Annotated in this window: 28 protein-coding genes; 17 read left to right on the top strand and 11 right to left on the bottom strand. The window is 30.4% G+C overall.

All coding sequences use genetic code 11. The annotated features are described in order from the left end of the window. The first annotated feature begins 231 nt into the window (after window positions 1–231). Window positions 232–522: an HU family DNA-binding protein gene (locus ACN0WB_RS08265; protein ID WP_417430697.1), complete on the top strand. Its 291-nt coding sequence runs from the start codon at window positions 232–234 to the stop codon at window positions 520–522. Between the two features lie 42 nt (window positions 523–564). Here the strand turns inward: ACN0WB_RS08265 and pdxH are convergent, their stop codons facing one another. Beyond that, complete coding sequence (pdxH, locus tag ACN0WB_RS08270; RefSeq protein WP_417430699.1) at window positions 565–1,209, bottom strand: pyridoxamine 5'-phosphate oxidase; 645 nt, start codon at window positions 1,207–1,209, stop codon at window positions 565–567. A 22-nt stretch (window positions 1,210–1,231) separates the two neighbouring features. Here pdxH and ACN0WB_RS08275 point away from each other — a divergent pair, with 22 nt between their 5' ends. Continuing rightward, window positions 1,232–1,780, top strand: a complete 549-nt coding sequence (locus tag ACN0WB_RS08275; protein ID WP_417430701.1) for a YqgE/AlgH family protein — start codon at window positions 1,232–1,234, stop codon at window positions 1,778–1,780. Between the two features lie 158 nt (window positions 1,781–1,938). On the opposite strand, the gene ACN0WB_RS08280 is transcribed toward ACN0WB_RS08275, so the two are convergent. From ACN0WB_RS08280 to queD, 6 genes are all read right to left on the bottom strand, one after another. Beyond that, on the bottom strand, window positions 1,939–2,724 hold the full coding sequence (locus ACN0WB_RS08280) for an aminotransferase class IV (protein WP_417430703.1): 786 nt from the start codon (window positions 2,722–2,724) through the stop codon (window positions 1,939–1,941). 61 nt (window positions 2,725–2,785) lie between these two features. After that, the gene (locus ACN0WB_RS08285) at window positions 2,786–3,172 is read right to left on the bottom strand and encodes an START-like domain-containing protein (RefSeq protein WP_417430705.1); all 387 of its coding nucleotides are present in this window, start codon (window positions 3,170–3,172) and stop codon (window positions 2,786–2,788) included. A 125-nt stretch (window positions 3,173–3,297) separates the two neighbouring features. Then, complete coding sequence (locus tag ACN0WB_RS08290; protein ID WP_417430706.1) at window positions 3,298–3,837, bottom strand: hypothetical protein; 540 nt, start codon at window positions 3,835–3,837, stop codon at window positions 3,298–3,300. 2 nt (window positions 3,838–3,839) lie between these two features. Further along, the gene (locus ACN0WB_RS08295; RefSeq protein ID WP_417430708.1) at window positions 3,840–4,832 is read right to left on the bottom strand and encodes an acyl transferase; all 993 of its coding nucleotides are present in this window, start codon (window positions 4,830–4,832) and stop codon (window positions 3,840–3,842) included. Between the two features lie 60 nt (window positions 4,833–4,892). Next, window positions 4,893–5,720 carry a UDP-2,3-diacylglucosamine diphosphatase gene (locus ACN0WB_RS08300; RefSeq protein WP_417430710.1) on the bottom strand — a complete coding sequence of 276 codons (828 nt, stop codon included), beginning with the start codon at window positions 5,718–5,720 and terminating at the stop codon, window positions 4,893–4,895. 6 nt (window positions 5,721–5,726) lie between these two features. Then, entirely contained in the window at window positions 5,727–6,170 is a 444-nt protein-coding gene (gene queD / locus ACN0WB_RS08305) for a 6-carboxytetrahydropterin synthase QueD (RefSeq protein ID WP_417430712.1), read from the bottom strand. 69 nt (window positions 6,171–6,239) lie between these two features. Here queD and ACN0WB_RS08310 point away from each other — a divergent pair, with 69 nt between their 5' ends. From ACN0WB_RS08310 to murA, 3 genes are read left to right on the top strand one after another with little or no spacing between them, the layout of a single operon-like run. After that, a complete protein-coding gene (locus tag ACN0WB_RS08310; protein ID WP_417430714.1) occupies window positions 6,240–6,935 on the top strand; it encodes a ComF family protein in 696 nt (231 codons plus the stop codon). A gap of 53 nt (window positions 6,936–6,988) precedes the next feature. Continuing rightward, window positions 6,989–7,630 (top strand): DUF4290 domain-containing protein, encoded by a 642-nt coding sequence (locus ACN0WB_RS08315; protein WP_417430716.1) that lies wholly within the window; start codon window positions 6,989–6,991, stop codon window positions 7,628–7,630. Beyond that, a complete protein-coding gene (gene murA / locus ACN0WB_RS08320) occupies window positions 7,627–8,934 on the top strand; it encodes a UDP-N-acetylglucosamine 1-carboxyvinyltransferase (RefSeq protein WP_417430718.1) in 1,308 nt (435 codons plus the stop codon). The genes ACN0WB_RS08315 and murA overlap by 4 nt, the downstream gene beginning before the upstream one ends. Window positions 8,935–8,956: 22 nt before the next feature. Here murA and ACN0WB_RS08325 read toward each other — a convergent pair whose 3' ends face one another. Genes ACN0WB_RS08325 through ACN0WB_RS08335 form a run of 3 tightly spaced genes read right to left on the bottom strand, consistent with a single transcriptional unit; the run spans window position 8,957 to window position 11,924 of the window. Continuing rightward, window positions 8,957–9,412: a DUF1801 domain-containing protein gene (locus tag ACN0WB_RS08325; protein ID WP_417430720.1), complete on the bottom strand. Its 456-nt coding sequence runs from the start codon at window positions 9,410–9,412 to the stop codon at window positions 8,957–8,959. Between the two features lie 50 nt (window positions 9,413–9,462). After that, window positions 9,463–11,364: a DUF2207 domain-containing protein gene (locus ACN0WB_RS08330; RefSeq protein WP_417430722.1), complete on the bottom strand. Its 1,902-nt coding sequence runs from the start codon at window positions 11,362–11,364 to the stop codon at window positions 9,463–9,465. A gap of 5 nt (window positions 11,365–11,369) precedes the next feature. Further along, window positions 11,370–11,924: a LemA family protein gene (locus ACN0WB_RS08335; RefSeq protein ID WP_417430724.1), complete on the bottom strand. Its 555-nt coding sequence runs from the start codon at window positions 11,922–11,924 to the stop codon at window positions 11,370–11,372. 212 nt (window positions 11,925–12,136) lie between these two features. On the opposite strand from ACN0WB_RS08335, the gene ACN0WB_RS08340 reads away from it, so the two are divergent. From ACN0WB_RS08340 to ACN0WB_RS08385, 10 genes are all read left to right on the top strand, one after another. Continuing rightward, window positions 12,137–13,339, top strand: coding sequence for a pyridoxal phosphate-dependent aminotransferase (locus tag ACN0WB_RS08340; RefSeq protein WP_417430726.1), 1,203 nt, complete (start codon window positions 12,137–12,139; stop codon window positions 13,337–13,339). A 58-nt stretch (window positions 13,340–13,397) separates the two neighbouring features. Then, window positions 13,398–13,721, top strand: coding sequence for a four helix bundle protein (locus ACN0WB_RS08345; RefSeq protein WP_417430728.1), 324 nt, complete (start codon window positions 13,398–13,400; stop codon window positions 13,719–13,721). 4 nt (window positions 13,722–13,725) lie between these two features. Continuing rightward, window positions 13,726–14,757, top strand: coding sequence for a UDP-N-acetylmuramate dehydrogenase (murB, locus tag ACN0WB_RS08350; RefSeq protein ID WP_417430730.1), 1,032 nt, complete (start codon window positions 13,726–13,728; stop codon window positions 14,755–14,757). 421 nt (window positions 14,758–15,178) lie between these two features. Beyond that, on the top strand, window positions 15,179–16,201 hold the full coding sequence (locus ACN0WB_RS08355) for an LLM class flavin-dependent oxidoreductase (protein WP_417430732.1): 1,023 nt from the start codon (window positions 15,179–15,181) through the stop codon (window positions 16,199–16,201). A 235-nt stretch (window positions 16,202–16,436) separates the two neighbouring features. Then, entirely contained in the window at window positions 16,437–18,065 is a 1,629-nt protein-coding gene (gene lnt, locus ACN0WB_RS08360) for an apolipoprotein N-acyltransferase (protein ID WP_417430734.1), read from the top strand. A 149-nt stretch (window positions 18,066–18,214) separates the two neighbouring features. Further along, window positions 18,215–18,457, top strand: a complete 243-nt coding sequence (gene rpmB / locus ACN0WB_RS08365; RefSeq protein ID WP_417430736.1) for a 50S ribosomal protein L28 — start codon at window positions 18,215–18,217, stop codon at window positions 18,455–18,457. A 6-nt stretch (window positions 18,458–18,463) separates the two neighbouring features. Further along, window positions 18,464–18,646 (top strand): 50S ribosomal protein L33, encoded by a 183-nt coding sequence (gene rpmG, locus ACN0WB_RS08370; protein ID WP_417430738.1) that lies wholly within the window; start codon window positions 18,464–18,466, stop codon window positions 18,644–18,646. 19 nt (window positions 18,647–18,665) lie between these two features. Continuing rightward, window positions 18,666–18,821: a DUF4295 domain-containing protein gene (locus ACN0WB_RS08375; protein WP_103913420.1), complete on the top strand. Its 156-nt coding sequence runs from the start codon at window positions 18,666–18,668 to the stop codon at window positions 18,819–18,821. A 262-nt stretch (window positions 18,822–19,083) separates the two neighbouring features. Then, a complete protein-coding gene (ftsY, locus tag ACN0WB_RS08380) occupies window positions 19,084–20,040 on the top strand; it encodes a signal recognition particle-docking protein FtsY (RefSeq protein ID WP_417430740.1) in 957 nt (318 codons plus the stop codon). Window positions 20,041–20,148: 108 nt separating this feature from the next. Then, a complete protein-coding gene (locus ACN0WB_RS08385) occupies window positions 20,149–20,409 on the top strand; it encodes a GlsB/YeaQ/YmgE family stress response membrane protein (RefSeq protein WP_417430742.1) in 261 nt (86 codons plus the stop codon). A gap of 59 nt (window positions 20,410–20,468) precedes the next feature. Here the strand turns inward: ACN0WB_RS08385 and sppA are convergent, their stop codons facing one another. After that, window positions 20,469–22,223: a signal peptide peptidase SppA gene (sppA, locus tag ACN0WB_RS08390; protein WP_417430744.1), complete on the bottom strand. Its 1,755-nt coding sequence runs from the start codon at window positions 22,221–22,223 to the stop codon at window positions 20,469–20,471. A 23-nt stretch (window positions 22,224–22,246) separates the two neighbouring features. Between sppA and folK the strand changes: the two genes are divergently transcribed. Together folK and ACN0WB_RS08400 are read left to right on the top strand one after the other, a co-directional pair. Then, window positions 22,247–22,669, top strand: coding sequence for a 2-amino-4-hydroxy-6-hydroxymethyldihydropteridine diphosphokinase (gene folK / locus ACN0WB_RS08395; RefSeq protein ID WP_417430746.1), 423 nt, complete (start codon window positions 22,247–22,249; stop codon window positions 22,667–22,669). Between the two features lie 10 nt (window positions 22,670–22,679). Then, window positions 22,680–24,152, top strand: a complete 1,473-nt coding sequence (locus ACN0WB_RS08400) for an OmpA family protein (RefSeq protein ID WP_417430748.1) — start codon at window positions 22,680–22,682, stop codon at window positions 24,150–24,152. Window positions 24,153–24,167: the final 15 nt, after the last annotated feature.

Consider the following 24,167-nt stretch of genomic DNA (forward strand, 5'->3'; position numbering starts at 1 on the left):
AAAAAAATAATTTTAAATTTTTGTATAAACCTTAATTAGTAACGCTTGCCTCAAATCTAACTTTAAATAAAGCCTTTAAATATGAAAAAAATAAAATTATCATTTCATATTTAATTTAACAAATATTCTAAATTGTTTATTAAAAATATAAAAATAGTTTGCGTATTCTTAAAATTGTTTTATATTTGCTTAATATCATTTTACAAAATAACCTTTAATAACTTATTTATTATGAACAAATCTGAATTAATAGATGCAATAGCTGCAGATGCAGATATCACAAAAGTATCTGCAAAAAAAGCTTTAGAATCTTTTGTATCTAACGTAACTAAAGCTTTAAAAACTAAAGATGGTAAAGTTTCTTTAGTTGGTTTTGGTACTTTTTCTGTAGCGCATAGAGCTGCAAGACAAGGAATTAATCCTGCTACGAAACAACCCATTAAAATTGCAGCTAAAAATGTAGCAAAATTTAAAGCTGGATCTGACTTAGCTAATGCCGTAATGGGCGCTAAAAAGAAATAAATCTTTTTGAAAAATATTAATGCCGCTTTTACGCGGCATTTTTTATGGAGCTAAACGAGAGATTTTCCATTTATTATCTTTGCCTTTTTTATAAACAATCCTATCATGAAGCCGATTTGGACGACCTTGCCAAAATTCTATTTCATAAGGAATTGCCAAAAAACCGCCCCAATTTTGAGGTCTTGTAATTTCTTTACCTTCAAATTCTTTTTCTAAAATCTCTAATTTATTTTTTAAAAAATTTCGGTCTGGAATTTCAAAACTTTGTGGTGAAACAACTGCACCTAACTGACTTCCTCGTGGTCTGGAATGAAAGTAAGTTTCAGAATCTTTTTCTGAAACTTTTTCTACATTGGCTTTAATTGTAATTTGTCTTTCTAAATTGGGCCAGAAAAAATGAAGACATGCCTTTCCTGTTTTAAGAATTGCATGTCCTTTTTGACTGTTATAATTGGTATAAAAAATAAAACCTTTTTCATCATAAGCTTTCAGTAAAACGACTCTTGTTCGAGGACAACCGTCTTCATCTAATGTAGAAACCGACATTGCATTTGCTTCCGAAATTTGTGAAGAATTTTCCGCATCTTTAAACCAAATTTTGAATTGGCCTATGGGGGATTTTTTTATTTCACTTTCTAAAAGTTCTGCTTTGTTATAATTTTTTCTTTTATCATAAAGGTTTTCCATAGAAAATTTATTATTTTTGAATATGAATTATTCTTGCAAAGGTAAAATTTTAATTTCCACACCCGATATTTCTGGAGACGTTTTTTCTCGCTCTGTTGTTTTAATTATAGAGCATAATGAAAATGGAGCATTTGGTCTAATTTTAAATAAGAAAAATCCACACGCTTCTGAGATTATGTTGCATTTATTAGGATTTCCTGTAGAAGTTTATGAAGGTGGTCCTGTAGAAAGTGATAAAACATTTTTCATCATAAATGGACCAAAGATTTCAGAATTTTCTATTGAAATTAATGACAATTATTATCTAACAGAAGATGAAAATGCAGTTATTAAAGCCGTTTCTCTGGGTGATCTGGAAATAGAAAATTTAAAGATATTTTCTGGATATTCTGGATGGGCGGCTTTACAACTAGAAACAGAATTAAATGCTAAAATGTGGACTATTGTAGAAGTTTACAATTTAGATTACACCTCGCCAAATGATCAAAATCTATGGAGAAATATTATGCAAAATCTAGGCGGTGAATATTTACTTTGGGCAAATTCTCCCGAAGATATAAGTATGAATTAATTTAACAAAACTTTAGCATTTTTTTAAATACTTTTTAAGAGACAATAATCGTTTCTTTGTAACAACATTGAAATGCTCTTGCAAAACATTCGAGCTATTTTAACTCAAAAAACTCGGTAAAGAACTAATAAACTGGTTGTTTACCGAGTTTGTCAATTTTATTGCAAACTCAATTTCCAATTATATAAAAATTCTGAAAATCTTTTATTTTCAAAAGATTTGTTTCTAATTTTAGATACAGAAAAAATTCCTTTAGCTTCGGAAATCATCAAAATTTCTTCTGATTTTTGAGATTCAAAAGCTAACATTTCTACTTCAAGAATTTTCACCAAATTACTTTTGTGCAAATACGTAACAAAAGCTTCCATCAAAGGAGAAATATATGCTCCTTCTGTAGTTTTTGGAATTTTAATATCATTCTCCGTTAAAAATAAAAAATTTCCATTGATACTTCGCGCCACTCTTTTCTGTGGATTTAGAAAAATAACATCATCCAAATCATTTTCACGAGCATAAATTTCTGCATAAATATTTTCTGAAGAATGTGTGTAAATATTACTAAAGAGATTATTATTAACATTGATTTCTTTTATTAAATCAATTTCAATATTCTTTTCAATACTTAAAATATCTATCTTTTCGATAAATTCACAAAAATGTGAAACACTAGATTTTGCAAGATTTTCATTGTCAGAATTTCTAAAAATCATCATTTTAATAATGCCTTCTTGAAGATTTTTATTTAAAAATTCCGTTTGAAATAAATTTTCAAAATATTCTAAAGTATAATTTGCCGGAATATGCATTCTCATTTTCCGCATGGAAGACATTAAAAAAAAGTAAGAATCTTCAACTAAAAATAATTGATTTTGCCGTACATAAAAAGACACCCAAACCGCATCACCAAATAAAAAGGCTCTGTTTTGCAAGTCAGAATTCACCATTAAAAAAAATTTAAAATTGATATAAAAAAAGAAAGTGATAAAAAAATTACCACTTTTAAAATTAAGAAGCGCCTAATTTCAGGCGAAGATTTTCAATTAAATTTTCCCAATATAATTTATTTTCTTCTCTGTCGTCTTCTTCACAAAAATCTGTAATATTTAAAGATAAATCATCTGTAATTTCGTCAATAACAATAATTAGCTCGAAATAATATTTGCTTCCTTCATCTTCTTCCCATCGGAAACGCACAAAACTTTCTGGTTTATATCGTATTAAAGTCGCTTTTTCTTCCATTCCACCGTTCCAACTGAAATAAAAATCGTCTCCTCTTTCCACTACCTCATCTGCAAACCATTCAGAAAGCCCTTCCGCACTCGCCATATATTCATACAAAATCTCTGAAAGGCAGTGCATTGTATATTCATACTGCACTTTAATTTTCGTCATACTTACTCCTTTTAATTGCCCGCAATATATAAATTAATTTTATATCTAAAAAAAAATTGCATAATTTTCAATTTAATTTTTTAATGAGATTTTGCAGGTTTTTCATCTTTGAAATGTAAAGTAACTTATGAATTATCTAAAAAGTAATTTTTAAAAATTAGTTCTTCTTTTTTCCCTTTTAATTGAAATTTTTTAGATAATAAATTTCTTGCTAAAGCCCGCATAAAAGCTTCTTTATCAATCATTTTCCAATAAAAATCTTCGTGAATTAATTGTGGTTTTCTTATTTCAAAAAATTCTGTTTCCCAAGAATCTGGGTTGTGATAAAACTCTATAATGCCGCAATGCAAAGGAATGTTTTCTTTTTCCACCATTCCCATTGGAAGAAGAAAACTGAATTGATTGCAAATATAATCGCCACAACTAATTTTGTCATGTTTCAAAAATTTTTCTCCAGAAGTTTTATTGGTGTACGACTTTTTAAAATCATTTTTAAAATCAGCTTTAGACAATTTTATTTCAATTTCATGGCTAAAACCTTCTTTATCAATTATTAAAATATCTGCTTCCCAATCCGTGTGAAAATGGTTGGTTAAAATTAAATGCTCTTCCAAATCACAAATTTGCGAAATATAAGCGTGCGTTAATTCTTCAACTTTAATCATTTTTAACTTACCAATAAACTACAACCACGAATATCCGAATGATCTATTCTTCCCAAAACTTGAAATTGATTTCCGTGAATAATTTTTCCTAAATCTTGTGTTGCAATAAAACTACAAGTGTGAAGATTTGCCAAATCAATTATGTTTAAAGCACCGGTTTTTCCTAGAAATTCATAAGAAAGTGGGTCTTCTGTGTTTCTAACTAAAATTCTCATCCAAGATGGACAATCGTAAATATTATTTCCTAAAGAATAAGCTTGCGAAAGCAATTCAGTCATAGAATATTCGGAGTAAATTTTTTCAGTTTTAAAACCATTTTGCAAAATTCTTAACAATTCATCTTTGGTAATTTCTTCTTTTCTGCCTTTCATTCCACCTGTTTCAATAACGATGAAATTAGAGTTTTCTTTTAAAATTAATTGATTTAATTTTAAACTATCCAAAAAATCTAAAAGCGCAAAAGAAACGCCAAACAAAATCACTTTTTTATTTTCTCTTGCTAATTTTTCTAACAAAATATAGAGTTCTAAATGGTTGTAAAGAAAATAATTATTTTCTGCTTTTTCGGATTTCTTCATCAAAAAATCGACCATATAAATTAAGGAAGAATGTTCATTTTCCGAATAATTTGGTAAAAGTCCGAGGAAAATATAATCTTTAGTTTTGCCGATAAATTGCTCGAAACTTTTTGAAATACTTTCTCGGTATAAATTCGTATCCGCAATCCAATGTTTACTTCTAGTTTGCAAAGACGTTCCAGAACTTTGAAAGTATAAATCTGAGGTTTTGCTTTTATCTAAAATCTGGTGATTTTTAAACATTTCAATTGGTAGAAAAGGAATTTTTTCAACTTTATCAATTTTTGAAATATCAATGTTTAAAAAATCTACAAACTTTTTATAGACTTCAACATTTTTGTATTGATATTGGAAAGTTTCTAAACACTTTTGCTGGAATTCTAAATCAGTTTTTATGTTGAATATATTTTTTAACACGGAGTTTATTATTTTTACCACAAAGGCACAAAGATTTTCACAAAGTGCTCAAAGATTTGTTTAATTATTTTGTGTGTCCTTCGCGAAAATCTTTGTGTCTTTGCGTTTAAATGTATTTAATTGAAACTCATTTCCATCAAAAACGCCATAAGTAAAATATGAAATCCAATCGCCAAGATTGATGTATTTTGCTTTTATTATGCAGTGAGAAGTAGAAGCATCTAAATCCAGAACCATTGGAAGATGTCTATGTCCATAAATAAAGAAATCAATTTTTTCATTTTTTAATTTTTCTTTGGAATAAAGAATTAGAAATTCTTTGTCTTCACCGAGAAAAGCTTTGTCTTCATCGCCAGAAATCATCTTGTTTTTAGTGGAAAAATAAATTGCCATTTTCATTGCAATATCTGGATGAAGCCATTTGAAAAACCATTGTGCAACAGGATTTGTAAAAACTTTTTTCATTCTTTTATAACCTTTATCTCCCGGACCAAGCCCGTCTCCGTGAGCTAAGAGAAAGTTTTTAGAATTAATTTCAAAATATTGTTTTTCATAAAAAATAGTCGCACCAATTTCTTGTTCGAGATAATTTTTCATCCATAAATCGTGATTTCCTACAAAAAAATAAATATCAATTCCGGCATCTTTTATTTCGGCTAATTTTCCTAAAACGCGCACAAAACCTTTTGGAATGACGTGTTTCCACTCATGCCAAAAATCAAATAAATCGCCCATTAAAAATAAAACTTGCGCATCTTTTTTTATTTCATCTAACCAAGAAATAAATTTCGCTTCCCGAATCTTGCTGCTTTCAGGATTTGGCGCGCCAAAATGTTGATCGGAAGCGAAGTAGATTTTTTTATCTTTTTGTAAATCGATTTTTATCATTTATGCTTAATTATCTTCCGCAAACCATTCTCCGTAAGAATTCTCTGTTTCGTGCAACTTTAAATAAGCCAATTGAATTTCTGCGGGTAAATTATTTTTAATTTTTTCTGCAATTTCATACAACATATTTTCACACGTCGGTTGATAATCGCAATAAATTACTTTATGTCCTTCTTTTTCTAAGCTTTCTCCTAAAATTTTGTGAGGCGAATTAGCGTTTAACATAACTGCGTGATCCCAATTATCCACGATTTGAGATTTTACAATATCCTTTAAATCACCAAAATCCATTACCATTCCATTTTTTGAACTATCCAAATTGTGAATTGGATTCCCCTTTACAGTTACAAACAATTTATAAGAATGACCATGCATATTTTTGCATTTTCCGTCGTAACCATAGAGAATGTGTGCCGTTTCGAAAGTAAAAATTTTAGTAATTCGTATCATTATGCAAAGATAAGTGAAATTTTAAAGTGAATTCTTTTTGATTTTTGGATTGTTTTTGCAAAATAATTTATGCAACTTCCATTTTTAATTTTAACTTTAGAAAAAGATTCTGAAATGTTTGCAGACTTCTTCTTCCCCGATCGTTGTGTGAATTGCAATCTCATAATTGCAGCGAAAACCTACGTTTGTGAACTTTGTAAAAACCAAATCAGTTTTTGTAATTTAGAATTTGAAGCAGAGAATATGTTAAAAGAACATTGCAAAACGCTTTTTCCTGTGGAGAGTGCATTTTCTTTAATGGAATTTCAAAAAGAAGGTTTTTCACGAGAATTAATGCATCAATTAAAATATAAAAACAGACCAAATATTGGTGAAATATTTGCAGATTGGACGATTGAGCGACTTCATTTTAAACAAAAACCAGATTTAATAACTTCGATTCCACTTCATCCCAAGAAAATGAAAGAACGTGGCTACAACCAACTTCATATTTATACTGAAAAAATTGCGAATTCTTATAAAATTCCATTTGATAATGAATTAATTAAAAGAAATTATTATACAAAAGCACAAGCTTTAAAAAATAAAAAAGGAAGAGAAAAGCAAGAACAATTATTTTCAATAAACAAAGAAATCGTGGGAAAGCACGTTTTAATAATAGATGATGTTTTTACTACTGGAAATACTATGAGTATGATGGCTTGGGAAATTTTAAAAAATAAACACAATAAAGTGAGTATTTTGGTAATGGCACATGATTATTAAAATCAAAAATTACAGAATAAAAATCTAAACACTAAATTACTATATTTGCACTTATGGAATATAATACCGATAGAACTCAACTTCATATGCCGGAATATGGCAGAATTATACAAAGTTTAGTAGAAAGTTGCAAAAAACTTCAAACCAAAGAAGAACGTAATGAAATGGCAACTGCAATAGTAGATTTTATGGGACAAAGAAATCCACAACTTCGTGATGAAGAAAATTACCATCATAAGTTGTGGGATCATTTATATATTTTATCAAATTATGATTTAGATATTGATTCTCCTTTTCCTTTATTGAGTCAGGAAGAGCTTCATACGGCACCAAAAAAAATGGATTATCCAAAATTACAAGGTGATTTTAAATTTTATGGTAAAAGTATTTTGCAACTCATAGAGAAAGCAATAGAATTAGAAGCGGGCGAGGAAAAAGAAGCTTTAATTGAAGTGATTGCAAATAATATGAAAAAGTCTTACAATGTTTATAATAAAGAACATGTACATGATGAAGTCATTTTTAGACATTTAAAAGAACTTTCTGAAAATAGATTGGATTTAACAAATATCGAAAGTTTAGATAAAAGCAAAATTTATTATGCGACTAATAAAAATAATAAAAATAGTCGCTACAACAATAATAATCAAAATAAAAGACGCATTTTTAATTCTAAAAATAATAGAAACCAATGAGCGGAGCCTTTCAAATAAGAGGTGGAAAACAATTGCACGGTGAAATTACGCCACAAGGTGCAAAAAATGAAGCATTACAAATTCTTTGTGCTGTTTTATTAACCGATGAAGAAATTAGAATTAAAAATATTCCAGATATTCAGGATGTTAATCGATTGATAGAAATCTTAGGAGATTTTGGCGTAAAAGTAACTAAAAATGGACACGGCGATTTTACTTTTAAAGCAGACAAAATCAATTTTGATTATATAAAATCTCCAGAATTTAAAAAAGATGGAGCAAAACTTCGCGGTTCAATCATGATTTTAGGACCGATGCTCGCAAGATTTGGAGAAGCTTACATGCCGACTCCGGGCGGAGATAAAATTGGAAGGCGCAGATTAGATACGCATTTCCAAGGATTTGTAGAATTAGGCGCAGAATTTAAATATGATGAAAACGAATATTTCTACACTTTAAAAGCAAAAGAACTTCGTGGGAAATTTATTTTATTAGAAGAAGCCTCTGTTACTGGAACTGCAAATATTATTATGGCGGCCGTTTTAGCGAAAGGAAAAACCAGAATTTATAATGCCGCTTGTGAACCTTATTTGCAACAACTTTGTAAAATGCTCAACAGAATGGGCGCAAAAATTACAGGAATTGGTTCAAATTTATTAACCATTGAAGGCGTTTCTCATCTTCACGGAACTGAACATACGATGCTTCCCGATATGGTTGAAATCGGTTCTTGGATTGGACTTGCCGCAATGACGAAATCTGAAATCACTATAAAAAATGTTCAGTATAATGAACTCGGTGTAATTCCAAATACATTTAGAAAATTAGGAATTACTTTGGAGAAAAGTGGTGATGACATTTTCGTTCCAGCTCAAGAACATTATAAAATTCAAAAATTTATTGACGGTTCTATTCTAACCGTTTCAGACGCGCCGTGGCCAGGTTTTACACCAGATTTATTATCCATAATTTTAGTTGTAGCAACTCAAGCAAAAGGAACACTTTTGGTTCATCAAAAAATGTTTGAATCGAGATTATTTTTCGTGGATAAATTAATTGATATGGGCGCACAAATTATTTTATGCGATCCACACAGAGCGACAGTTGTAGGTTTAAATCACGAATCTCCATTACGCGGAACTACGATGATTTCTCCAGATATTAGAGCTGGAAATGCACTTTTAATTGCTGCACTTTCTGCGGAAGGAAAATCTATAATTCACAATATAGAACAAATTGATCGTGGTTATGAAAATATTGATGGAAGATTAAAAGCTTTAGGTGCAGATATTACGAGAATTTAATTTAAAACAATTCTGTAATTATTTATTTCAAAAATTCTTTCTCATAGAGCGTAATCCAATCAATTGCGCTCATTTTTTGTACTAATTCTGAAATTAAATCAAATGGAATATCGTCCATTTTTTTTAATCTGATACAAGATTTTCCTATATCTATTTTAGACTTTGTGTGTTTCGGATATTCTGACACAAACCAATCATACAAATTTTTATTTGCATACATTCCCATGTGATGGATTGCAATAAATTTTTTTTGGGAAGCAATGCTCAAAAATGGCAAAGGTAATTTTGTGTTACAATGATAACCTTTTGGATAAATGGAATGAGGAACAACCCATCCAATCATTCCATAACTTAAAGTTTCTTCAAATTCTTTTGGAATGTTTTTTTTAATGGTCAAATATAATTTTTTGAAAATTTCTGCTCTTTCTTGCGAAACATTTTCTAAATAATCTTTTACGGATTTTGCGGAATTATTCATAAACTTTTATTTTTTAAAAGAAAAAATTACCAAAATAGGTTTTAAATTTTCTACCAACCGCCTCCTCCGCCGCCGCCACCGCCGCCGCCGGAAAATCCACCACCGCCGGAACCACTTCCAGAACTTGAAGGGGGCGTAGAAGCTTTACTTACAGATTGCGAAAAACTAGAACTGAATGATTGCGAAAAATTATGTGGTGAAATCGTATTACCAATGAACCAAGTATTTTGATAGGTCTCTCCCATATTTTTCAAAACATTTTCAAATTTATTTCCCCAAATATCTTCCACTTTTAAAACCATCGCATACGGCAATAATTTCTCAAAAATTTCTGGTGTCATTTTGGGTGGATTGTGAAATTTTAAAACTTCACTTTCAGCTGCCATTAAATACATTTTAAAACCTTCAATTAGAGATTTTTCTTGAAGTTTTTCTGGCGTTGGTTGTCTAATTAAATAACTGTAAAAAACCAAAACACTAAAAGAAAATAATAAAAAAAGATAACAATAATTAAAATTAGAATCTTGCAGAATATCTAAATTTAACTTTATACCAAAACCTGATAGAAAATACAATCCGAAAATAAAAATGACAATAAATTTATAAGAAAATGAAACTCTTCCTATAAACTGAATGATAAATAAAATCACCATTAATACTACAAAAAGAACCACGCCAAAAACTACTTTTTCAATTTCTGGATTGATGTTATAACTAAAATAAAGCGCAATAAAATAGAAAAAAGTAATGATAAATCCAGGTAAAACCACTTTGTTTTGGTTGTTTCCTTTTGTCAAAAATGCGTTGTGTTGAAATTTAAGGTTCGCTTCAAAATTTTCTACCGCATCTTTTATTTTAGAATTATATTGTCCATCTAAAAGCAAAGATTTTGATTCTGCTGGAAAAAATTCTTTCATTAATAAAATTTCTTCTTCTGGTAAACTTTTATCTGAATCTTTAAGTTTATTTAATCTGTATTTTGTTTGACTTAAAAAACTAAAAACTCCTATTTTTTCTATTTCTTTAATTTGAACAAAACCTTTTATGGCTAAATTTACAAGTGACGCAGAAATAAATTCATTCCTAAAATTTTCAAATTTTAAATAACCCAATGAAGCAGGAGAATCATTATTGGGAACGCTGAATTGCGGATAAACAGTAGGTTTTTCTGGATCTCTTCCAAACTTATCCCAAGTTCTATAAAAATAAACCAATAAACCCAAAGAAATAAGAAAACTTAAAATGAGCAATCCATATTTTTCTAAAAAAGTTGGAGGCGGCGGCGGAATCATAATTCCTTTATTAAAACCAACTGCAACTGTTAATCCTTGATTTTCATATAAATCTTCTGCCGAAAAAAAAATCTCATTTTCCGATAATTTATTAAAAGTGCAGTTTTGTTCTTTACTTCCATAACTTCCTGTATAGCAAGAATTTTGGAGAATTTTTACGCCATCTGGTAATTTAATATTTGCTGAAATATTTTCAATGGGGAAATCCCAATTAACTCCACTTACATTCCAATAAAATTCATCATAATCTTTAAAAAAACCAATTTGATTTTCTGTGTGATAAGACAATTCGTAGTCGTATTTTCCCGCATCTAAATCCCTATCACGACTTCCCATATAAATAAGAATATTGCCGTTTGAATTTTCTGTGTGGAAATCTTCCGTTACTCCATCGCGTTTTACAGAAATATTATCGTAACTTATTCTTTGGTTTTTTCCGTTGATACTTCGGTTTAAAGGCAAAGTTCTAAAAATCCCATGTTTGATATTTTGTCCGTTACTGTAAACTTTAATGTGTTCCACAACATCGATACTATTATTTTTCTGAACTACAATATCGGAATGAAAAGAAATAATTCTCTCATTTGTATTCAAAGAATCTTGCTGCGCAAAAGTATATGCAGCAAAAAGCAACAAGAAAAATAAATAAAATCTCTTCAATTTAATTAAAATTTTACGTTCGGAACGGATCTTTCTGCGGTATTTTCTAATTCAAAGAAAGGAGATTTCGTGAATTTGTACATATTTGCAATAAAATTGCTTGGGAAAGTATCCACCAAAATATTATTTTCACGCACCGTTCCGTTGTAATATCTTCTGGATTTTTCAATGTCTGTTTCCAAGTTAGAAAGTTCACCTTGTAATTCTAAGAAATTTTGATTCGCTTTCAAATCTGGATATTGCTCTGCAACAGCATTTAAATTCATCATGGCTTGACCAAGATTTTTTTCTGCCGCTTCCTTTTCTTGAACGGAATTTGCGCTCATTGCTTGAGTTCTGGCTCTTGTCACACTTTCAAAAGTTCCACTTTCGTGTGCGGCGTAACCTTTTACAGTTTCAACTAAATTTGGGATTAAATCGTAGCGTTTTTTCATCATAACGTCCATACTACTCCACGCTTCTTGCACCAAAGTTTTTAATTTTACAAGTCGATTGTAAATTCCGATTCCGTAAAAGATAAATAATACGGCGATTGCGATAATAATTAAAAGAATAATCATAGTTTTAATATTTAAAGTAAATATAAAGAAAAATTATTGATGTCATTGCGAAAGCAAATCAATCTGTTGAATATTTTAAAAATTAGAAGCAAGACGGATTTCGCTTCTTAAAATTCATTACTCATTTGTAATGGAAAGCCGGAACCAATTTGAAACAGAAAAACCTGCGTCTTGCTCCTAAAAAATTCTTAAATTTGTAGAAAATATTTATAATGCCGAAAATTTCGCAGCGAGCCGTAGAAATGCCCGCTTCTCCAATTAGAAAATTGATTCCCTATTCCATCGAAGCAAAAAAAAGAGGAACCAAAGTGTATCATTTAAACATCGGACAACCCGATATTGAAACGCCAGAAACTGCTCTTAATGCGCTAAAAAATATTGATTTAAAAGTTTTAGAATATTCACTTTCGGAAGGTAATATAGAATATAGAACTGCGCTGAATAATTATTACCATTCTTTGGGTTTTGAAGATTTAACAACCGATAATTTCATTGTAACAAATGGTGGTTCGGAAGCATTAAATTTTGCTATTTCTGCACTTTGCGACGCAGGTGACGAAATCATTATTCCAGAACCGTATTACGCGAACTACAACGGTTTTACAAAAACTTTCAATGTGAATGTCGTGGCAATTCCGTCAACAATTGACACGGGTTTTGCACTTCCACCGATGGAAGATTTTGAGAAAAAAATTACCTCAAAAACTCGCGCGATTATTATTTGTAATCCAGGAAATCCCACTGGTTATTTATACACCAGAGAAGAGTTACAAAAATTGGCAGAAATTGCTTTGAAACACGATATCGTCGTAATTTCTGACGAAGTTTATAGAGAATATGTGTATGACGGAAAACAGCAAGTTTCTATGCTTTCTTTTTCAGAATTGGCGGAAAATTGTATTATCATTGATTCTGAATCAAAACGTTACAGTATGTGCGGCGTGAGAATTGGTTTTATGGTTACTCGGTCAAAAAAAATTCACGATGCGGCGATGCTTTTTGCACAAGCGAGATTAAGTCCGGTTTTAATTGGACAAATTATTGCGGCTGCAGCGCATCAAAATGACAGAGCGTATATTCTAAGTGTTCGCGAAGAATATACAAAACGCAGAAATCTTTTGGTAGATTTACTTAACGGAATTCCGGGCGTAATTTGCCCGAAACCAAAAGGTGCTTTTTATTGCGTTGCAGAATTACCAGTTGATGATACTGAAAAATTTGCGCAATGGCTTTTAGAAAAATATTCTAACAATAACGAAACAGTTATGGTCGCACCGATGGGTGGATTTTACAGCGATTCAGAATTAGGAAAAAAACAAGTAAGAATGGCTTATGTTTTAAATGAAAAAGATTTGCGAAGAAGCGTGGAATTATTGCATGATGCACTTTTGCAATATAATTCTAGGGAGATTTGAGATGTGAGACATTAGATTTTAGACTTTAAATTATGCATAATTTTCAAAAATTAATATTTTGGCAAAAATCGATGGATTTGGAAAAAGATGTTTATTGCTTTGTCTAAAATTGCCAAATGATGAAAAATTTGGTATAATTTCTCAGATGAAAAAATGTGCTATTTCGATTCCATCAAATATTTCTGAAGGATTCGGAAGAAACGGAAATAAGGAGTTTAATCATTTTCTTGGAATTTCAATTGGTTCTTCTTGTGAATTGCAAACTCAATTAATTTTAACTGTAAAATTAGGACTTGTAGATAATAACTCAATTGAAGATTTGTTAACTTCTATAAATGAAATTCAAAAGATGATTTATACTTTTATGAAAACATTAAATTAGTCTAATGTCTCAAATCTCAAATCTCAAATCTCTTAAAAACCACAACACTTTTGGTGTAGATGTTTCGGCGAAATATTTCGCGGAAGTTTCTACTTTGGAAGAACTTTTGGAAGCGTTAAAAACCTTACAACTTTACTACCTTACACCTTCACAACTACTTTTTCTCGGAGGAGGAAGCAATTTATTGTTCACCAAAGATTTTGATGGTTTAGTAATTCAACTTAATTTAAAAGGAATTTCAGAAGAACTAATTTCCGAAAATGAAGTTTTTATCACTGCAAAAGCGGGTGAAAATTGGCATCAATTTGTTCAATATTGTTTGACTAAAAATTATGGCGGACTTGAAAATTTATCTTTAATTCCGGGAAATGTGGGAACTTCTCCGATGCAAAATATCGGCGCTTATGGTGTGGAAATTAAAGATTCTTTTGTGAGTTGTAAAGTTTTAAATTTGGAAACTTTAGAAGTCGAAACTTTCGATAAAGAAAAATGTGATTTTGGTTATCGCGATTCTATTTTCAAAAAAGAAGGCAAAGGAAAATATGTGATTTTGGAAGTGACTTTTAAATTGACTACAAAAAATCATTTCATCAAAACAGAATACGGCGCCATAAAAGTGGAATTGGAAAAAATGGGAATTGAAAATCCAACGATTCAAGAAGTTTCCAAAGCGGTGATCGCCATTCGAGAAAGTAAATTGCCCAATCCAAAAATTGTTGGAAATGCGGGAAGTTTTTTTAAAAATCCAACAATTTCCAAAAAAAATTATTTAGAATTAAAGGAAGAATTTGACACAATTCCAGGTTATCCAAACGAAAACGGAATAAAAGTTCCTGCAGGTTGGCTGATTGAACAATGCGGTTGGAAAGGAAAACAAATCGGAAATGTGGCGAGTCATAAAGACCAATCTTTGGTCATCATTAATGCAACTGGAAAAGCGACGGGTGAAGAAATTTTTAATTTTTCACAGCTGATTATTGATTCTGTTTTGGAGAAATTTGGGATTTTGTTGGAACGGGAAGTGAATATAATTTAGGTTTTTAAATTTCTGTTCTTTTGCCTTGAAGTAAAAGAACCAAAAATTCAAGACTGGAAATTCCAACTAAAATTTTAAAGAATTTTCTAAAATTTCCAAAACTCGGGCGAAAAGAAAATTAGTTATGTAGAATTAAATTTACTGCCGCCACTCAAACAATGGAAATTTCTTAACGAAAATTATTTAAAATTTCTTAACGTTTCCATTTCCTAGGTCATTTAAAAATGCCAGAAATACTTACGAAATCTACGATAATGTTTCGTGAACTTAATCAAAAGTTAGAATTTAAAAATCTGCTTTATCTGCAAAATCTGCGAGAGTAAAATCCTGAAAGTAGAAATTTAAAATAAGCACTAAAACTTCTTTTATACCAATAATTTTTCGGGCGCTCATTTGGTGTAAATTTTGTTGAAATTATTTTATGAAAAATACTGAACTCAAACTTTCCGTTTTAGATTTAGCAACCGTAAAGGAAAACCGAAGTTTAAAGCAAACTTTTGATGAAATATTAGAATCTGCGCAACATTTAGAAAAATTAGGTTACGAAAGATTTTGGCTTGCAGAACATCACAATATGGCAAGTATTGCGAGTTCGGCAACTTCCGTTTTAATTGGATTTGTTGCGAATGGAACCAAAAAAATCCGTGTTGGTTCGGGAGGAATTATGCTCCCAAATCACAGTTCTTTGGTCATTGCAGAACAATTTGGAACTTTAGAAAGTTTATTTCCTGGAAGAATTGATTTGGGCGTTGGAAGAGCTCCCGGAACAGATGGACTTACCGCACAAGCTTTAGGAAGAAATCCCCGAATTATAAATGAACAATTTCCCCGTCAAATTTTAGAATTGCAAAAATATTTTTCAAAAGAAAATTCTTCCGCTTTAGTTCGTGCAATTCCTGGAGAAGGACAATATATTCCAATTTATATTTTAGGTTCGAGTACAGAAAGTGCGTATTTAGCGGCAGAATTGGGCTTACCTTATGCATTTGCAGGACATTTTGCACCAGAAATGATGCGCGAAGCTTTCTATATTTATAGAGAAAATTTTCAACCATCAGAACAATTAGAAAGACCTTACACAATTGCTTGTGTAAATGGAATTGCAGCTGAAACTGAAGAAGAATCAAAAATTTTAGCAACAACTTTATACCAAGCTTTTTTAAATATTATCAGAAACGACAGAAAACCTTTTCCCGCGCCGTCAAAAGATATGGATGAAATCTGGAATCCAATGGAAAAAGCAGGTATTTTGCAGAAATTAAAATATAGTTTTATAGGAAATCCAGAAAGTATTGAAAATCAAATAAAAGAATTTCAAAATACTTTTCATGTGGATGAATTGATGATTACTTCACATATTTACAGTCAAAAAGCAAAATTAAAATCTTATGAAATTCTGAAAACAACAGTTAATAATTTAAACCGTGAATTTGTGAATTCTTGACATTTATAAATACTACAATTTGCTAAAACATAATTTTGTCATTCCGTAGGAATCTAAGCAGTTTAGATTCCTACGGAATGACAAAATGGTTTAAATTAGAAAACTTTGAAGTATAAAATTTTCGTAATTTCGCACTTTGATTTCCCTATGAAATCGCCCTTAATTACTGTAAAAAATCGATATTAATCTGAGTAGGCGATAACATATGTCTTTTTAAAAAAATAAGTAAATCCATATGAAATATTTAGTTTTAAGTCTGATTTCTGCCGTGCTCTTCAGTCTTTCTTGGCCAACTTTCGGCATTCCTTTTTTTATATTTTTTGCTTTTGTTCCACTTTTAATGATGGAACACGACATTTCTAAATTTAGCAAATTAAAAAGAAAATCTTTATCGGTTTTTGGTTTAAGTTATTTGACTTTTATGATTTGGAATATCATCACAACTGGTTGGTTGTACAACGCTTTAAATCCAGATGGAAGTCATTCACTTTTAGCCGTTATTTTCCCAGTTTTATTTAATTCTTTGGTGATGTCTGTTACTTTTTTAATTTATCACCGATACAAAAACGCTGCAGGAACTTATTTCGGTTTGGTATTTTTTGTCGCGATTTGGATGTCAATGGAATTATTAGTTCGTAGTTGGCAATTTACTTGGCCGTGGTTAAATTTAGGAAATGCGTTTGCAGATTATCCGAAAATAATTCAGTGGTATGATACTTTTGGAGCAACAGGCGGCTCTTTTTGGATTTTATTGATTAATATTTTTGCATTTTACACTATTAGAATTTGGGAAGCAGGAAGAGTTCAGAAAAATTTGTTTAAAAATTTGGCAATTTTAACGGTGATAATTTTTGTTCCAATTGCAATTTCTTTTGTTAAATATTACCAGTGTGATGAAAAACCTATCGGAGAAGTGAATGTCGTTTTGCTTCAACCAGATTTAAATCCCTATTCCGAAAAATATACAACGGACAGTCTTACAATCGTCAATGATTTATTAAAATTAGCCGAAGTAAAACCAAATGCTAAAATTGATTATTTTATTGCGCCTGAAACTGCACTTCCCGGTTATGGTTCAATTTCGGAGAACGGATTTCAATCCAGTTTAATTTTAAATAATGTTAAACATTTTCTTAAAAAAAAGCCGAAATCTATTTTCGTAACAGGAATTTCTTCGCATAAATTTTACCCAAACGAAGAATCAAAATCAGAAACTGCTTTTCAAAATCAGCAAGGTTATTATCTTGACAGTTTTAATTCTGCGGTGCAAATAATACCTAATAAAAATGTGGAAGTTTACCACAAAGGAAAACTTGTTCCAGGCGTGGAAATGTTTCCTTACATCAATGTTTTAAAACCGCTTTTAGGAAACGCAATGATAGATTTAGGCGGAACTACAGTTTCTTTGGGAATGAGCAAAACTAGAAAAGTTTTCACTAATTCTTTTAACAAAGGGAAACTCGCTCCAATTATTTGCTATGAAAGTATTTACGGTGATTACGTAACGCAATATGTGAGAAATGGCGCTAATTTTTTAGCAATTATGTCGAACGATTCTTGGTGGGGAATTTCGCAAGGTCACAAACAATTAATGGCTTATGCAAGACTTCGTGCCATAGAAAACAGACGTGAAGTTGCACGAGCTGCAAACAGCGGAATTTCTGCGCACATTAATGCAAGAGGCGATGTTTTAGCAGATACAATTTATGGTGATAAAACGGCACTTCCTGCAACAATTCAACTTTATGATCATCTTACTTTTTACAGCAGAACTGGAGATTTACTCGCAAGAATTTCACTTTTCACTCTTGGGTTTTTGGTGATTTATTATTATGGTGAAAAATGGTTGGCTCGTAAAAAATAGTTTTAATTATTAAATTTAAAAACTTGTATTTATTAGAAAATAAGTATTTAAAAATTCTAAAAGAATAAGTTTAAAAATATTTGTAAGACTGAAAAATTCTTCGTTATTTTGCAAACTCAAATACTTAATCGTAAAAAGAACATCAGGATATGTCTAGAATATGCCAAATTACAGGTAAGCGTGCAATGGTAGGAAACAATGTTTCTCACGCGAAGAACAGAACGAAACGTCGTTTTGAAATCAATCTATTAGAAAAGAAATTTTTTCTTCCTGAGCAGGATAAAAGCGTAACCATAAAAGTTTCTGCACACGGTTTAAGAATCATTAACAAAATCGGTATTGACGAAGCTTTAGAAAGAGCTACTAGAAACGGATTTATTAAAAAAGCGTAAGAAATAATGGCAAAAAAAGGTAACCGAGTACAGGTAATTTTGGAGTGCACAGAACACAGAGAAAGTGGTGTTGCAGGAATGTCTAGATACATTACTACCAAAAATAAAAAGAATACAACTGAGAGATTGGAATTAAAAAAATTTAATCCAGTTTTGAAGAAATATACTATTCATAAAGAAATTAAGTAATTATATCAAATAATTTATAATGGCAAAGAAAGTAGTAGCAACACTTCAAGGTGGTGCAGGATCTAAAAAAATGACGAAAGTAATAAAAATGGAAAAATCTCCTAAATCTGGAGCTTACATTTTTAACGAAAAAGTAATGAATGCAGATGATGTAGAAGCTTATTTGAAAAAATAATTTCTCTTCATAAAATTATATAAAAACTATCCAAAAATTTTGGGTAGTTTTTTTATTATATTTGTTTTCTGTGGAGATTAACCACAAAGTCACAAAGATTTTTAAAATTTCAGAAAATAAAAGAGAACAGAGATAAATATTGTGGAAATTTAATTGAATTGAATTCCCACACACTTTATCAAAATTATTATCAGAGACTTAGAAAATTATTAAATGCGGATTGAAAAATCAATCATCATTTATCACATATCATTTATAAATTATGAGTTGGTTTAAAAATATTTTTAAAAAAGAAGAAAAGGAAACTTTAGATAAAGGTTTGGAAAAATCTAACCAAGGTTTTTTTGAGAAAATTTCCAAAGCAGTGGTTGGTAAAAATACTGTAGATGAAGATGTTTTAGACAATTTAGAAGAAATTTTAATTGCTTCTGATGTTGGTGCAGAAACAACTATAAAAATAATCAACAGAATTGAAGCACGTGTTGCGAAAGACAAATATGTAAATATTGATGAATTAAATGAAATTTTAAAACAAGAAATTTCAGGTTTGCTTTTAGAAAATCCACATGCACAGACTGGAAATATTGATGAAAGCAAAAAACCTTATGTGATAATGGTTGTAGGTGTAAATGGTGTGGGAAAAACTACAACTATTGGAAAACTTGCACATCAATTTAAATCTCAAGGGAAAAATGTGGTTTTAGGAGCAGCCGATACTTTTAGAGCCGCTGCAGTAGATCAATTGGTGATTTGGAGTGAAAGAGTTGGTGTTCCTATTGTAAAACAAAATATGGGTTCTGATCCAGCTTCCGTTGCTTTTGATACCGTTCAATCTGCGGTGGCGCAAAATGCAGATATTGTAATCATCGATACTGCGGGAAGATTACATAATAAAATAAATCTTATGAATGAACTTACTAAAATAAAACGTGTGATGCAAAAGGTTTTACCAGAAGCGCCCCATGAAGTTTTGTTGGTTCTTGATGGTTCTACCGGACAAAATGCTTTTGAGCAAGCCAAACAATTTACTGCAGCCACTGAAGTAACTGCTCTTGCAGTTACAAAACTAGATGGAACTGCAAAAGGTGGCGTGGTAATTGGGATTTCAGATCAGTTTAAAATCCCAGTAAAATATATTGGTGTTGGTGAAAAGATGACGGACTTGCAATTATTTAATGGAACAGAATTTGTAGATTCTTTTTTTAGGAAAAGAAATTAAAAAAGTCATTTTATTAAATTATTCCTATTAATTAGTGAAATATAAAATTTTTTTATAATTTTAATTCTACAAACAACAAATCATTATTAATTTTTAAAATTTAAAACTATGGGAATTTTAACTTGGATCATTTTTGGTCTTATCGCAGGTGCCATTGCAAAAATGATTATGCCTGGAAATCAGGGAATGGGTTGGTTAATGACAATTATTTTAGGAATTGTGGGCGCTTTTGTAGGCGGCGCAATTGGAGTTTATATCCTTCATTGGGGAGATGTTTCTACATTTTGGAATCCTAAAAGCTGGATTTTAGCAATTGGAGGTGCATTAATCGTTCTTTGGCTTTATGGCATGGCGACGAAAAGAGCATAAGAATTAAAACAAAAGCGGTTCTGAAAATTTCAGAACCGCTTTTTTATGTTTCAATTCTATTAGAATTTTATATCATACATCGATTTCATCATTACTGCTTCTTTATTTTTCGGATTAAAAATCTGTTCAAATGTTTGATAATTTTCTTTACCTATTTTATGTTGAATAATTTTTGCTGAGATTTCATCTTCATCCATACTTTTAAATATTTGTTGGAATTTGCTGATTTCTTTCGGATAAGAAGCAACATTGTAAGATTTTAATTTTGCCTTTTTTGCAGCGTACAAAATTGCATCATCTAACGTTCCCAATTCATCTACTAAACCTAATTCTTTTGCACGCGTCCCACTCCAAACTCTTCCACCTCCAATTTCATCGATTTGTTCAAAAGATTTTTTTCGATTTTGAGTAACGAAATACACAAATCTTTTGTAAGTTCCTTCCACACTTCTTGTCATCATCGTTAAAGTTCCTGGTGATAAGCCATTAATAGGAGAAATCATATTAGAATTTGCGTTGGTGGAAACAACATCGGAACGAATTCCATTTTTATTTGCAATGTCTTTAAAATAAGGAATTATACCAAAAACACCGATACTTCCTGTGATGCAATTTGGTTCAGAATAAATTTTATCTGCCGCCATAGAAATATAATAACCACCAGAAGCGGCGTAATCTCCGAAAGAAACAATGAGTGGTTTTTTATTTTTTAATTTTTGTAATTCAAATAAAATTTCATCCGCTGCATTTGCACTTCCACCAGGTGAATTAACGCGTAATACAACTGCTTTTACATCATCATCTTCCGTTAATTTCTTGATTTGTTTTTTAAAATTTTCTGCGTAAATTCCCTCATAACCTTTTCCATTATAGATTTCTCCAGATGCATAAAGCACCGCAATTTGGTTATTTTTGTCTTTATTGTCTTCTTTATTTGATTTTACATAATTCGCAAAGGATATTTTATTAAGTTTTTCATCTTTTTTAATTTTTAATTTTGCTCTTAAAATATCATCATATTGTGATTCCTGAATTAATTGATCTACTAATTTATTTTTCAGACTTAACTCTGGGATTAAAGAATATAAACTGTCCACTGTTGTTTTAAAATTTTCCGGAGAAATATTTCTAGATTTTGCAATTTCAGAAGAAGTTCTACTCCAAATATCATTTAATAAAGTAGAAAGTTGTTCTTTATTTTCTGGTGAAATTTCATTTTTTATAAAAGGTTCTACCGCTGCTTTAAATTTACCATGACGAATAATTTCAGCATTAATGCCATATTTATCCATGAAATTTTTATAAAAAACCACTTCTGCAGCCATACCTTTCAGTTCTACTCCACCTGCAGGATTTAGATAATATTTATCCGCAACAGAACCCAAATAATAAGCAGACTGAGAAACCGTATTTCCATAAGCATAAACAAATTTCCCTGATTTTTTAAAATCAAGCAAAGCATTTCTTACATCTACCAATTGTGTAATTCCTGCAGAAATGTTATCTGTTTCAATGCTTATTCCTTTAATATTATCATCATTTTTAGCTTTTCTTATTGAGAGGAGTGCATTATAAATCGTTACATTTTTATCTTCATTATTAAAGTTAAAAATATTCTCTTTCACTTCAGTTGGACTATCTATTATTTTAGTTTTAAAATCTAAGGTAAGAATAGAATTATTTTTTACAGTAACATCTTTTTCTCCATTCATTGCAGAAACTACAATAAAAAGGAAGAAAAACATTATGATACAAGTAAGCATTATTCCTATTGCTACAATGTTTGCTAAAACCAGTTTGAAAAAATTCTTCATAATTTTGTTACAAATTTAAATATATGTCGCAACATTTAGTGGTTTTGTTACTTGGTAGTAATCTTGGTAAAATAAAGAAAAATATTGATAAAGCTATTAACTTGATTGAGAATGAAATTGGGAAGATTTTAGACAAATCACAATACTTAGAAACCGAGCCATTGGAATACAAAAGTTCAAATAATTTTTGTAATATTGCAGTTAGTTTAAACACGTTTTTATCTCCTTTGGAGCTTTTAAAAAAACTTAAAAAAATTGAGAGAAAAATGGGTAGAGAAAAGGATTCAGCTGAGTTTGGGTTTTATTCGGATAGAATTATAGACATTGATATAATATATTTTAATAAGCTAACTTTTATAAGTAAAAAACTAAACTTGCCTCATTATAAACATATTAATGAAAGAGATTTTTCTAAAAAACTAATATCTCAATTAAAAGACAAATAAATTTAAAAGTATGAAAGTGAAATTATTTTTAGCTTTTATTTTACCTTTTATGATTTTTGCTCAAAAAGCAAAAACAAAAACTGTAGTTTCTGGTGTAACAACATTTTCGTCAGGTTCTTCTGAAGTACAAAAATTTAATAATAGTTCGCGCTTGTTTAATGATTGGGCAATATCTGTTGGCGGCGGAGGTGCGTTTATGAATTATGCAGATCTCACTTCATTCTATGATAGTAAAGTTAATTGGGGTTGGAACGCGTACTTAAGCATCGACAAACAAATTTCTCATGCTTTTGGAATAAGTTTACTTTATCAAAAGGGACAAACTAACCAAAAAGGACAACTTCCTGGTGCTGCAGGAATAAAAGCAGGCATTGCAACCGCTTATACTAAATACAATCAAGTTTCTATAATTGGAGATGTCAATTTTTCTAATTTATTTAGAAGAATTGATAGTAATTCAAATTTTAAATGGGCACTTCATGGATATGGAGGTGTTGGTTTTGTTGGCTATCGTACACAACTTTTAGATAATGATCAATCTAGATTTAGTACAACACCGAGAAGAATTCCTATAATGATTGATCAAGATTTGGACATAAGCTCTTTCTTTTTTGAATTAGGAACAGGCTTAAAATATAAAATTAATAGATTAATTGATGTTGAAGCAAGAGTAATGTATATTTTTTCTGGTGATGATGAATTTGATGGTGGTGGATTTACTCACAGCGATCCTCCTGGTTATAATTTAATAAATGATTCTTATTCTGATGATATGTTTACCACTACATTAGGTTTAACTTTTAAATTAGGGAAACATAGAAACCATCTTACATGGTATGATCCTTTACAAAATGCATATCAAAGAACTCTTAGTTTAGAAAATAAATCTAATATTTTTTCCGTTTGTAAAAGTGGTGACCTTGATAATGATGGAATATGTGACGATTGGGACAGACAACTTGATACTCCACCTGGAGCAAGAGTTGATGGTTCAGGTATTGCTTTAGATATGGATTTAGATGGAGTTATAGATCTGTATGATAAATGTGTAACCGTACAAGGTCCAATCTCAAATAATGGTTGTCCCATAGAAACAAAACAAATAATTGAAAACTCTACAGCTTCTGTAGAAAATGATTTTGAAGGAATTGAATTCGAATTAAATAGTGATAAAATAAAACCAAAATCATTTGATAAATTAAATCATGCTGCAGAAATAATCAAAACTTTAGATAAATCTTACAAATATATAATTGTCGGAGCAACTGATGCAAGAGGTTCGGAAAAATTAAATAAAGATTTATCACAAAGAAGAGCAAATGCGGTTTTAAATTATCTCGTAGAAAAAGGTGTAAGTAAAAATATACTCACTGCAGAAGGACATGGGAAATTAGACTTAAAATACCCGGAATGTGATCCCGCAACAAAATGTCCTGAATGGAAAAATGAAGCAAACAGAAGAGTTTATTTCATAGGAAAATAAATATTAGATTAATTT

The sequence above is a fragment of the Halpernia sp. genome, from assembly GCF_048269545.1.
Taxonomy (GTDB): Bacteria; Bacteroidota; Bacteroidia; order Flavobacteriales; family Weeksellaceae; genus Halpernia.